This window comes from Limnobacter sp. UBA3528 (assembly GCF_002377005.1).
In the GTDB taxonomy this organism is placed as follows: domain Bacteria; phylum Pseudomonadota; class Gammaproteobacteria; order Burkholderiales; family Burkholderiaceae_B; genus Limnobacter.
Window position 1 is genome coordinate 107,931 of sequence record NZ_DFOZ01000001.1, and the last position, 12,210, is coordinate 120,140.

General features: G+C 52.2%; 10 protein-coding genes. 5 read left to right on the forward strand and 5 right to left on the reverse strand.

What is annotated here, in order from left to right; all coding sequences use genetic code 11:
* Positions 1-73 precede the first annotated feature (73 nt).
* Positions 74-511, forward strand: a complete 438-nt coding sequence (locus B4N58_RS00525; protein WP_291744872.1) for a response regulator — start codon at positions 74-76, stop codon at positions 509-511.
* Positions 512-524: 13 nt separating this feature from the next.
* Here B4N58_RS00525 and B4N58_RS00530 read toward each other — a convergent pair whose 3' ends face one another.
* A complete protein-coding gene (locus tag B4N58_RS00530) occupies positions 525-1,913 on the reverse strand; it encodes an HD domain-containing phosphohydrolase (RefSeq protein ID WP_008248994.1) in 1,389 nt (462 codons plus the stop codon).
* A 20-nt stretch (positions 1,914-1,933) separates the two neighbouring features.
* On the reverse strand, positions 1,934-3,349 hold the full coding sequence (locus B4N58_RS00535) for an HD domain-containing phosphohydrolase (RefSeq protein ID WP_291744873.1): 1,416 nt from the start codon (positions 3,347-3,349) through the stop codon (positions 1,934-1,936).
* A gap of 268 nt (positions 3,350-3,617) precedes the next feature.
* Between B4N58_RS00535 and B4N58_RS00540 the strand changes: the two genes are divergently transcribed.
* Positions 3,618-4,943 (forward strand): histidine kinase, encoded by a 1,326-nt coding sequence (locus B4N58_RS00540; RefSeq protein ID WP_291744875.1) that lies wholly within the window; start codon positions 3,618-3,620, stop codon positions 4,941-4,943.
* Positions 4,944-4,958: 15 nt separating this feature from the next.
* Here B4N58_RS00540 and B4N58_RS00545 read toward each other — a convergent pair whose 3' ends face one another.
* Positions 4,959-5,594, reverse strand: coding sequence for a response regulator (locus tag B4N58_RS00545; RefSeq protein WP_291744877.1), 636 nt, complete (start codon positions 5,592-5,594; stop codon positions 4,959-4,961).
* 185 nt (positions 5,595-5,779) lie between these two features.
* Here B4N58_RS00545 and B4N58_RS00550 point away from each other — a divergent pair, with 185 nt between their 5' ends.
* Together B4N58_RS00550 and B4N58_RS00555 are read left to right on the forward strand one after the other, a co-directional pair.
* A complete protein-coding gene (locus tag B4N58_RS00550; RefSeq protein WP_008249002.1) occupies positions 5,780-6,112 on the forward strand; it encodes a BON domain-containing protein in 333 nt (110 codons plus the stop codon).
* A gap of 86 nt (positions 6,113-6,198) precedes the next feature.
* On the forward strand, positions 6,199-6,630 hold the full coding sequence (locus tag B4N58_RS00555) for a response regulator (RefSeq protein WP_291744880.1): 432 nt from the start codon (positions 6,199-6,201) through the stop codon (positions 6,628-6,630).
* 13 nt (positions 6,631-6,643) lie between these two features.
* Here the strand turns inward: B4N58_RS00555 and hmpA are convergent, their stop codons facing one another.
* Positions 6,644-7,786 (reverse strand): NO-inducible flavohemoprotein, encoded by a 1,143-nt coding sequence (hmpA, locus tag B4N58_RS00560; RefSeq protein WP_291744881.1) that lies wholly within the window; start codon positions 7,784-7,786, stop codon positions 6,644-6,646.
* Between the two features lie 226 nt (positions 7,787-8,012).
* Here hmpA and norR point away from each other — a divergent pair, with 226 nt between their 5' ends.
* On the forward strand, positions 8,013-9,581 hold the full coding sequence (gene norR / locus B4N58_RS00565; RefSeq protein WP_291745025.1) for a nitric oxide reductase transcriptional regulator NorR: 1,569 nt from the start codon (positions 8,013-8,015) through the stop codon (positions 9,579-9,581).
* Here the strand turns inward: norR and cphA are convergent.
* Positions 9,578-12,190: a cyanophycin synthetase gene (cphA, locus tag B4N58_RS00570; RefSeq protein WP_291744883.1), complete on the reverse strand. Its 2,613-nt coding sequence runs from the start codon at positions 12,188-12,190 to the stop codon at positions 9,578-9,580. The genes norR and cphA overlap by 4 nt on opposite strands.
* Between the last annotated feature and the right edge of the window lie 20 nt (positions 12,191-12,210).

The window sequence follows — 12,210 nt, forward strand, 5'->3', positions numbered from 1 at the left end:
AGTGCAGGGCACAACTGGAAATAATCCAGCGAATTCGTAGTCTGATTTCTTGTAGGTCAGAGTCTGATTTTGAATGAGCCAAACAAGGACAGAGGGCGGTGCAGCCATGGACAATAATTCGACCAATCAAGGTGCTGCCGTTTGTAGTGCCAAACACATTTTGTTGGTGGAGGACGATGCCATGGTTCGCGAGCATGTGGAGTGCTTGCTGGAAGACCTGGGTTACAAGGTGACCTCGGCGCCCAATGCTCGAGAGTGTTTGCGTGTAATTTCTGACCTTGATCGCGTCGATTTGCTGTTCTCCGACATAGTCATGCCCGGTGGCATGTCTGGTACCCAGTTGGCCCGTGAAATCCGTCAAATGTACCCGGGTTTGCCCATTCTTTTGACCTCGGGCTATGCCGAGGATGTGATCAGTGGCCTTGATTCCACCGATGCTCGCCTTGCTTTGCTTCGAAAACCTTATCGCCGTACTGACTTGTGCCGTGCATTGCAGGCCATGCTGGGATAATCATGGTGCTTGTTTAGTGCCGCTCGGCCAGTGCTTTTGGCTTCATGATGTAAATTTTCATGGGATGACCAATTACCTTTTCGCCATCACGGAATTTGGTGATCATTCTGCCGTTGACCACCTGGTCTTTGGCGCCCCACAGGTATCCATCCGGGCCCGTGAAATCACGTGTAAGTACTGCGCCGATTTTCAGTGTCTTGGCGCTTACCATTTGTTCATGCTCAAGCGGTGTGCTGCCGTATTCTTCCAGTGCGGACGGCAATGCCCGGATGACCTCGGGGTCGTACCGTCGGCCCGAGGCATTGCTGACGAATCGAGCGGCATCCTTGGCGGATAATTTTTGATCTGCCAGCCAGCCCTGTTGCAGTTCATCGTAATCTTCAGCCACAGCGAGTATGCGTGCTCCAATGTGTATGCTTGCGCCGATGAGGCCGTCCGGGAATCCTTGACCATCATAGCGTTCGTGATGGTGGCGAATGATCGTGCTGACTTCCCCCATGTCGGGCAGGCTTAAAAACACGGTTTGGGCGCGCACTGGGTGTTTGAGCAAGCTGGCTTGCGCTTCGCCGTCAAGGCTTGCAAAGGGGGTGAACAGGGTTCGGTCTGGCAAACCTATTTTGCCGATGTCGTGTAGCAAGGCCGCAATGTAAATTTCCTGAACCTCGCTTTCATCAAGACCAAGTTGTTGCGCAAGAATTCGTGAAAGGTCGGCAACACGCCGTGAATGTGCAGCCAAGGCAGGGGAGCGTAAATCCAGAAAGTTGCAGAACACGCGAATCGCGCTGAGGTATTGCAGCTTGATGTCTTTACGGGACTGGTCCAGCAGTGAATTAACCTGCTTGATTTCATCCATGCGTTCGTCAACTCTGGTGTTGAGCTCTTGTTGAAAGTTTTCAAGTTCATAAACCTTCTCGGCCAGGCTTTGGTTCATTTGCTCGGTTTCAAGCCGAATTTGAAACACTTCGATCAGTTCCGCTACGGCATGACGCAAGGTGTCGTCCTTGCAGGGTTTGCTTAAAAACCGGTCGACTTGTCCCAGGTTGATGGCGTCAATTGAGGAGTTAAGGTCTGCATGGCCTGTGAGTATGATTTTCCCGACGTGGGGTGCAAATTCGGAAATAGCTTGCAGCACGTCTACGCCGCTTAAATCGGGCATGCGCATATCACAGATCACCACGGACGGTTTTTCCCTGCGAGTGAGTGCAATCGCCTCTCGTGGGTTGGTCGTGAAAAGAATGTCGTAAGGCTCAAGGCTGAATACTTTTCGTAGTGAATTGATGACGTTGGAGTCGTCATCCACAAACAGGATTTTGTGCTTGGAGGGTTTGTTCCGGTTAAGGCTTCCCGTGAATCCGTGGATTAATGGGCTGCTCTCTTTGTCGAGGGTGTCTTCAGTGTGCATGGTGTGTTCCGCGGGGTGCCTTACCGGCCAGATCGCTTGAGGCGATATACATAGACTTTTTGCGATTTGCCATGTGTGGCTTCGTATTCTTTGACCTGATCAATAAAGTGTTTGCTCACCAGTTTTTCTTTGGATAGCCACAAGTATCCGTCAGGGCCAATGAAGTCGCGTGACAGTGTTTGACCCACCATCAATTCGCTGCCCGACAGAAGGCGCTCTTCAAGTCGTGGGGCGGCCCGGAGTTTTTCCAGTGCAGGTGGTAACGCTTGCAGCACTTGTGGGTCGTAGCGGCTTTCGCCAGATTTCATGACAAATGACAGCGCCTCGTCTTCAGAAAGCTTTTTGGGCGCGAGCCAGCCTTGTTGCAATTCATCGTAGTCTTCTGCAACGGCCAGAATGCGCGACCCAATTGGAATCACCTGATTCAAAATCCCGTCCGGGTAACCCTCGCCATCGAAACGCTCATGATGGTGCCGAATCATGGTGGCGATTGTTTCCATGTCGGCCAAGCCTGCAAATACGGCCTGACCTTTGGTGCAGTGGGTCATCAGTTCAGTGCGCAGTTCCTTGCCCAGGCTACCAACAGGCATGAAAAGAGCTTCATCGGACAGACCGATTTTTCCAACATCATGCAGCAAACCAGCGATATACACTTCGTTCACATAGTTTGGATCGCAGCCAAGTTCAATTGCGATAAGGCGGGCCAGTTCAGCCACCCGTTTGCTGTGTGCGCCCAGTTGAGGAGAGCGCAGCTCAGTGAGACCAGAAAATACTTTGATCGCACTGAAGTACTGGGCTTTTTGTTCCCTGCGGGACATGTCCAGGAACAGCTTGGCTTGTTCAAACTCTCGAATGCGTTCACTGATGCAATGTTCAAGCGAGCTGTTGAGCAATTCAAGTTCGGCCGCTCTGTTATTCAACTCGCGTGCAGCCTTGATTCGCTCCAGCTTGACACGGGCCAGTCCCACCAGCTCGGACAGGGTAAGTTGAAGCATTTCAGCGTCAAGGGGTTTGCACAGGTAGCGATTCACGTGGCCGCGGTTGATGGAGGAAACCACGGTGTCCAGTTCGCTGAATCCGGTCAACATGACCCGGGCGGAGTCAGGTGAAATTTGATGAATGGCTTCAAATACCTCAACGCCCGACAATTCAGGCATTCGTATATCGCAAATAACCACGCCCGGTTTGTGGTGTTTGGCCAGTGATACGCCTTCCCGGGCGTCCAGCGAGGTGAGTACAGTGAGGTTTAACTTGCGCAGTTCTTTGCGCAGGGCCATGAGTACATCGGGGTCGTCGTCGATTAGCAAAACTACGTCAGGACTCAAATCTTTGCTTGCATAGCTCGACTCCGACAGCAGATTGGCTGGCGAGGCTGTCTGGTTTGCAGTGTCAGGTTCCGGCCCGGATGTGTTTTCGGCGAGGCTGGCGGAGATCATTGGCGTTGTGGCCTTTCACTGGTGAAGAAATTGGTACTTCCGGAAATGGTAGTTGAATGTTGCTTTTTTTAATGCTTGAAAAGAATGTCAAAAATGGTCAATTTCGGCTGATGAGGTGAATATCAATACCAAGGATGGGTAGTAGCCTGATGTAGGGGGGTCAACCGTTTTGTAGGTTAGGGAGTTGAAAGGGTACCTGTCTCTGTTATTGCTCAGTCCAAAGGTAAGCTTGGTTTATTCAAAATTACGAGTTTTTAGTTCCGCGCAAGTGCAAATCCGTCAAAGCCGTCCGTATTGGCTACTGGCCTTTGGTTGCGCGATGGTGCTTGCCTTGTTGGGCATCACTTACACCCATTCCCGAATGAATGCTGAGGTGGTGGCGATGTCTGAGCTCAATCAAAAACGCATCGATCGCCTCGACCAATTGTGGGTGTTGTTGGTTGATGCGCAAGCCAGTGCCCTGTCTTTTTTGCTGATGCGCAACGACGCGTACCTCGAGCCTTACCGAAGTACAGCGACGCGACTGGAGCCGCTCATGGCATCCATGAACTTTGATATTCCGCCTGATTCGGATGATTATGCCGACTTGCAAGACTTGAAGCGTTTGGTGGATGCAAAGTTTCAGTACCTCGGTGAGATGTTGAGCCGGGGTGGTGCTCCCTTGGTTTTGTCGGTAGAGCATGGTGAACTTGGGAAACAGTTGATGGATGAAATCCGGGTTCGCTTGGCGATACTGAAAGCCAGAAGGGAGAAGGTTCATCAGGATTTTGAGAATATGTATTTGGCGCGTGCCAAGAAAATTCAGTACGTGGGATATGCCTTGGGTGTCGCGTCGCTATTGTTGATACTTGGCCTGTTTGTGGTGCAACAGAGGCAGGTGGCCTTGCGTGCAAGAATTCAGGAGTTGTTGAAAACAGAAAACAGCCGGCTTGAAGCCAAGGTGCAAGCGCGCACGCTTGAGTTGAGCAATTTGGCCACCAACCTGACCACCGCCCAAGAGGCGGAGCGCCAGCATATAGCCCGGGAGTTGCACGACGAAATGGGTTCGGCATTGACTGCTGCGAAAATGGATGCGGGCTGGTTGCGCCGATCGTTGGGTACGCAGGTCGATGAACTTGTTCAGGAGCGAATGCTTCGTTTGATTGAAAACATTGGAAGCACTATTTCAATGACGCGTCGTTTGGTTGATGACCTGCAACCCCCTTTGCTCAAGGGTTTGGGGCTGGTTGAGGCGCTTCGTTCACTGGGGCAGCAGTTTGAAATGGAGATGTCTGTGGTGATGGACTTTCCAGAGCATGAGTTGAGTTTGTCGCCTGAACAATCGTTGGCCTTGTTTCGGGTGGCCCAGGAGTCGTTGACGAATGTTCGGAAATACGCCAAGGCCAGCAAGGTGGAGTTGAGCCTGAAGGAGAAGCAGGGCATGGTAATTCTGAGCGTGGCTGATAACGGCAGTGGCTTTAACACAGAAAACATTGAGCTGCATGGCCATGGCATTGCCGGCATGAAACACCGTGCTCAGATGTTTAACGCCAATTTGTTGCTTGATTCACACGCTGGACGCGGCACACGCATTGAAGTGCGAATGCCTGTTTGATTTTGAACCGCTGGTTTAGTCGAGCAGCAAGCCGTGCTGGTGTGCGTAGGTGGCCAGTTCTGCGTTGCTGTTCACGCCAAGCTTATCCAGTAACCTTGATCGATAGGTGCTCACTGTTTTTACGCTCAAGTGAAGCACCTGCGCTATAGCTGACACACTTTCGCCCCTCACCAAGCGCATGAACACTTGCCTTTCACGTTCAGACAGTTCCTGATGCGCTGGTTTGTCGCTTTCGCCGGTCATTTCGCGGGCCAACAGTTCTGCTGTGTTGGCCGAGATATAACGTCGACCCTGCGCCACCGTATGGATAGCGTTGACAAGGTCGCTGCGGTCGCAGTCTTTGCAAAGGTAGCCGCTGGCACCACTTCGGATCATTGACAAAGCATAGCGTTCTTCTGAAAAACTGCTGATGACCAAGACCTGCGTCTTCTCATGTCGTTGTTTAACGGCGCGCAACAAGTCAATACCGTTTTCGTCAGGCAATGACAGGTCAAGCATCAAAACATCGCAGTTGTGCTCTCGCAGCAGGCTTCTGGCCTCTTGCGCGGTACCCGCTTCGAACTGAATACACATGCCCAGTTCTTCATTGAGCATTTCACGAAAGCCAGCACGCACAATTGCATGATCATCAACAATCGCCAATCGAATCATTTGAATAGTCCTCGTGTTGTGGTCCGTTGGGGAAGCCAGACTGGTCCTACAAACGAATCGTCCTTGTCGGACAGATCAATGGTTTGCCCCGCCGTAATATTGAACGCATGAAGCCTGATCAATACATACCTTTGATCTTGATTTCTTGTCAGTAGTCAGTTCAATAACCCTGAAGGAGTACAACCATGAAAAAATTGATCACTCAAACCTTGATCGCCTCTGGTGTTGCGTTGTCTGCGTTGAGCCCTGTGTATGCAGCAGAGCAGGGTAAAGAGCCATTGAAGGCCGTGGGGCAATATGTGGACGATGCCACCATTACCACCAAGGTAAAGGCCAAGCATGCGGAAGACAAAACCGTAAGTGCCTTGCGTGTGAATGTAGAAACCAAGCAAGGTGTGGTGGTGTTGTCGGGTGAAGCCAGAACCGAGGCTGAACTTGAGCGCGCCGAGGCGTTGGCCAAACAGGTGGAAGGTGTGAAAGCTGTTTCCAATATGATCGAGTTGAAGCCCAAGTCGTAAGCTTGGCGATAGAGCCAACGGATTGAGCCGACCTTAACTCAATGCCCTGCTGGCTTTGCGCCAGTGGGGCGTTGTAGGTGCCCGCCATGAAAAAGAATTGTACAAACCAATTGCAAGTGCCATTGCGTGTGTTGCTGGTAGAGGACTCGATTGAATTGCAGGCGATGCTTCAATCCATGTTGAGCGAAATTCCCAGTGTTGAAGTGGTCGCCAGTGTGGAGTCTGAGGAAGATGCAGTGGCTTTCATGAGAGTGGACCCTACAGATTTGGCGATCGTTGACTTGGAATTGCGGTCTGGCACGGGCTTGGGCGTGCTGAAAAAACTGCAGGATGATCTGGATTTGACCGACAGACAGATTGGTGTTGTCGTTTTTTCCAACTATTCAAATTTGGTGATTCGACACCGCTGTTTGAGTCTTGGGGCGAGGGCCTTTTTCGACAAGTCGTTTCAAATTGATGAATTGCTTGAGTTTGTTCAGAAACAAGCCTCGGGCAACGCCAAAGACTCGTTACTCTGAACATCCAACCGTTTTAAATCGCCTGTGCAGGACCAAAAAACTCGAAATGCTGACGCTCGGCAGGCACACCCAGCTTGCCCAGCATGTTCTTTACTGCACTCATAAAACCAACTGGACCCAAAAAGTAAACTTGTGCATTGTTGGGCAGGTTTTTCTCAATGGTTTGGTGTTTAATCAAACCATCCTGATTCTCATAAATGTACTCGGCTGTGATGTTGCTGTGCTGGGTACTTAATTGCTCGGTCAGGTTTTTGAAAGAGTGTTGCGCGGCATTTTTGCAGGCGTGGATGAACCGCACCTCGCGTTGGCCTGCTGCTGCTTTCAGCATTGCAATGGCCGGGGTCAACCCAACGCCGGCGGTGATCAGCACCAAGGGGTCTTTGCTGTCATCGAGAACAAACTCACCGCAGGGTGGGCTTAGCTGTGCTGTGTCCCCCACAGCCAGTTGCTTGTGCAGGTGGTTGGATACCACGCCGCCTTCTTCGCGCTTGACCGAAATTCGATAATGTTGCCCGTTGGGTGCGTCTGAGAGTGAGTAGTTGCGCATCACAGTTGCGCCATTTACATTCAGGTGCAGGGTAATGTATTGCCCCGGTTTGAAAGTCATAATCTGTTTACCATCCAAAGGTTTCAGATAAAAAGATGTGACCAGTTCGCTTTCTTGCTCTTTCGCGGCAATTGTGAAAGCACGTTGCCCCTCCCACCCTCCGGTGGACATGGCTTGTTTGGCATACAGGTTTGCTTCGGCGTTGATCAAAATATCGGCGAGCTGGCCATAGGCGGCTGCCCAGGCGTCGATAATTTCAGGTGTGGCTGCGGCGCCCAGCACCTCTTTCATGGCCTGTAGCAGGCATTCGCCCACAATAGGGTAGTGTTCGGCTTTGACCCCCAGGGCTACATGCTTGTTGACGATCAGTGTGACCGCACCCATGAGTACTGCCGGGTTGTCAATGTGTTTGGCGTAGGCCAGCACGGCATTGGCCAGGGCGCGAGGTTGAGTGCCTTTTTCCTGATGAGCCGGATTAAAAAAGGTAGCCGTAACCGGGTATTTGCTGAACATCAGTTTGTAGAAGTGTGTCGTCAATGCTTCGCCACCCTGTTCGAGTGCGGGAATGGTTGCCTTGATCCAATGTTTTTGCTCGGTGCTGACTGACATGCTTTTTCCTTCCTGATCGATTGTAAATTTGTACATGCTTCACAGTGACAAACACTATCAAGATACATGCCAGCCTTAACATTGTTATTAAGTATATGAAAATATTGAATATATGAAGAAATGTGTTTTGTTAAAAATTTCAAATCATTGTTTAATTAACAGCGATTTGATATTGTTATTAAAACAGTAATTGTTATAAGTACAATAAGGATGGCTAGTCGTGGAAATGTCCAGTTTTGTGTTGGCAGTGATTGAAGACCTTGGAGCCGACCTGGATCCGTCAACTCGCTACTTGCGCTATGTCAATTCATTGGCCGCCGCATTGCCCGGCAACGCGTGCGCCTTGCTGAAAAAGGAGGGCTCGACCTTAAAGCCGCTGGCCGTACGCGGTTTGACTCCCGATAGCCTGGGGCGCCGCTTCGAATTAAACGAGCATCCTCGCCTGAATGCGATTGTGACTTACCGTGGCGTGACCCATTTTCCGAACAAGTCCACCTTACCCGACCCCTACGACGGTTTGCTCGAAGGCGTGCATGCGGGCGATTTGAATGTCCATGATTGCATGGGTTGTGCCCTGCATGTAAATGGCAAGTTGTGGGGAGCAATTACGCTGGACTCCCTGAAAGCGGGCGTGTTTGATGTGAAAGTTGAACGCGCCATGGCCATGTTTGCACGCTTGGGTGAAGCGGTTGTGCATGTCGCCGAACTGACTGAGAAAACCGATCGAACCGCGACTTCCCTGAAGTTGAGTCAGGCTGACGGCAATGGTCTGAGCGCGTTGGAAGGTGTTCAATTGTCTCGTCGGGAAATGATTGGGGACAGCACGCCCATTCGCGAACTAAAACATGAAATTTTGACTGTTGCCAACAGTCAGTTGGCTGTGCTCATTCATGGTGAAACAGGTGTGGGCAAAGAATTGGTCGCCCAGGCCTTGCATGCCATGTCCGGCAGGGCGAATTTACCCTTGGTGGTGATCAATTGCGCAGCCTTGCCCGACCAGTTGATTGAAAGCGAGCTGTTTGGCCATGTTAAAGGCGCGTTTTCCGGTGCAGAGCGCGATCGTCAAGGCAAGTTCGAATTGGCCAACGGTGGCACTTTGTTTCTGGATGAAGTGGGCGAGCTGAGTGCCTCTGCCCAAGCCAAGTTGTTGCGGGTACTGCAAAGCGGGCAGGTGCAGCGTGTGGGTAGCGACAGAGAGCACCGGGTCGATGTGCGCATCGTGGCTGCCAGCAATCGGGACCTGTCGGCTGAAGTAAAGGCAGGGCGTTTCAGGGCTGATCTGTATCACCGCCTGTGCGCTTATCCTTTACACATTCCACCGCTTCGCGAGCGTGGGGATGATGTGGTATTGCTGGCAGGCTATTTTCTGGAGCAGAACCGTAGCCGTTTGGGCTTGCGCAATTTGCGCCTGGGGCGCGGCTGTGAGGCTGCATTAAAACGCTACCCTTGGCCGGGCAATGTGCGGGAACTGGAACATACATTGGGGCGTGCAGCATTGAAAGCGCGTCGGGATGAAACTGGCCCCATGGTGACTGTAGAACTTGAGCACCTTGACCTGCTGAGCGAGCTTGAGCAAGAACGCGCTGTGACTGCCCGAGGCCCGGCAACTATTGTGGAGATGGGAATGGCCAGCCCTATCGAAGGCATGCCTTATCGGGATGCTGTAGATGCTTTTTCTAGAAATCTGATACAGCAGGTGCTGGATTACACGGATGGCAATCGAGCCGCAGCCGCTAGGCAGCTGGGTCTCGATTCCGGCAACTTTCACCGCATGCTCAAGCGGCTTGGTTTTTAGGCAGATGCCCGCGCTGGCTCGCCTGTGGTGTTTTCCTGCAGGTATTGCAAGGCTTCATTGACCTGATCGATCAATACCAACACCAGGTGGTCTGGGCCTGTTTCATCCAGGGCCATTTGAATTGCCTTGAACTCACCCCGCACCTCGACAACCGAGGGTTTCTTGTCGCCAGAGGCGAGTGCAATGCCCTGTTGCAGCAAGGCCAGAGTTTCACCATCTGGGCGACCGCGCTGGCAGGCGTCTTCATACAAAATAATGTGATCAAAAAACCCACCCACCAAGCGACCTTGCTCAGTGATGTCCTGATCGCGACGATCGCCCGCTGCACTAATTACTACGGTGCGTCTAACGGCCGGTATGTTCTTCAGCGTATTAACCAGCGTTGACACTGCATCCGGGTTGTGGCCGTAATCGGCAATCACTGAACCCCCTTTGTGCTTGAAAAAATTGAAGCGGCCGGGCACCGTGTCGGGGGTAGATTGAAAACTGCCCAGCGCTGCCCGAATGGTGTTGAATGGTACGTTCAGACCCAAGGCGGCAGCCACAGCACACATCACATTTTGTACCTGGAAGGTGAACAAGCCGTTGTTGGTCAGTGGTACATCCATCAGGTCAATGGTTTTTTCCATGTTGTCATAATTGATGTTGATCACGCGACCGTCGTGAATAATGACTGGGCGACCTTTGGCTTTGTGTGCAGCCACAATCGGGTTGTCCGGGTTGCTGGTGAAGAACAGCACACGTCCGGGGGTGAGTTTGGCCATGTTTGCAGCGTGGCGGTCATCCGCGTTCAGTACAGCAAGACCATTGGGGGCCACGTTTTGAACCAGCACGCTTTTTAGCAAGGCCAGGTCTTCAACGCTGTCGATGAAGTTCAGACCCAGGTGGTCACCCTCGCCAATGTTGGTCACAATGCCCACATCGCACATGTCAAAACCCAAACCTTCGCGCAGCATACCGCCCCGTGCACATTCCAGCACGGCGGCATCTGCTTCGGGGTGAACCAGCACTTTGTGTGCGCTTTTAGGTCCACTGCAATCACCGGTGTCGATCAAGTGTCCGTTCACAACCACACCTTCCGTGCCAGTAAAACCAACACGCAGATTGTGGTAGCGAAGGATTTGTTCAATCAGGCGAACCGTGGTGGTTTTGCCGTTGGTGCCAGTGACCGCCACTACTGGAATACGGCCGTTTTCATCTTTCTTGAACATCAGATCAATCACGGCTGCACCCACGTCGCGCCCCTTGCCGATTGATGGCTCCAGGTGCATGCGCAAGCCCGGTGCAGCGTTTAATTCAACAATGCCACCACCTTGGGCCTCAAGCGATTCGTCCACACGCTCGCACACCACATCCACGCCGCACACCTCGATTCCAATTTGCTGTGCGGCCTGAATCACCATTTCGGCCATGGCGGGGTGAACGTTGTCGGTAACATCCGTGGCGCTGCCACCAGTACTCAGGTTTGCATTGTTCCGAAGGACAACCCGAACACCTTGCTCGGGTACAGATTCAGCGGTGAAACCCTGTTTCTTGATTCGGGCAATTGCAATTTCATCGAGGCGAAGTTTGCTCAAGGCGCTGCCATGGCCTTCACCACGCAGGGGGTTGCGGTTTTCAATTTCGACCAACTCGGCAATGGTGTGCGCACCATCGCCAACCACGGAAGGAGGTTCGCGACGTGCGGCAGCCACCAGCTTGTCACCCACCACCAGAAAGCGATAATCGTGACCCGGTATGAATTCCTCCACGATGGGTACACCGCTGCCGTACTTTTTGGCGGCATCAAAGGCTACACGCAAGTGTTCCTCGTCCACAATGTTCACTGTCACGCCTTTGCCTTGGTTGCCATCGCTTGGCTTGATCACCACGCCTTTGTTGGTGGCCTTGGTCAATTCGCGAAAGGCTTCCAGCGCTTCTTCAAACGTTTTAACCAGTTTGCCGCGGGGTGTGGGAATTCCGGCTGCAGACAAAATGGTTTTGGTCAGGTCTTTGTCCTGGGCGATTTCCTCAGAAATGGCACAGGTTGTATCGGTCTCTGCTGCTTGAATTCTGCGCGCTTTGGAGCCCCAACCCAACTGCACAAGGCTACCCTGGGTCAGGCGGCGAATTGGAATACCCCGGCGCAGTGCTGCATTGACAATCGAGCCTGTGCTGGGCCCAAGTTTGCAGTCTTCATAAATTTCTTTGAGGCGCTCTATGGCTGCATTTGCATCAAAATCATGGCCTGCCAGCGCCGCCAGAATAAGTTGGTGCGCTTCTTCAAAAGCCGCACGCGCCAAATCTTCTTCCTCGTACTGCACCACCACCCGAAAGTACCCGGTGGTAATGTTGTCAGCCACATGGGCGAAAGTCACCTGCGAACCAGCTTCAACCTGAAAGCGCAAGGCGGTACGGCTCAAAATATGTGCCAGCGCTATATTGCTTTGCTCGAACCCTGTGGCTCGCAGCGAACCAATGCCGGGCAACGCGCTGCGAACGCGCATTTCAATATTGGCAAAGCGATCATAAAGGCGTTCGTTTTCTTCGCAAAACACCAGGGCTTCCATGCTGGTGTTTTTGCTCCACAAATTGGGGCCGCGCAAGGCGCGAATGCGTTCAATTTTCATAATTTATCAACCTGTTGTGT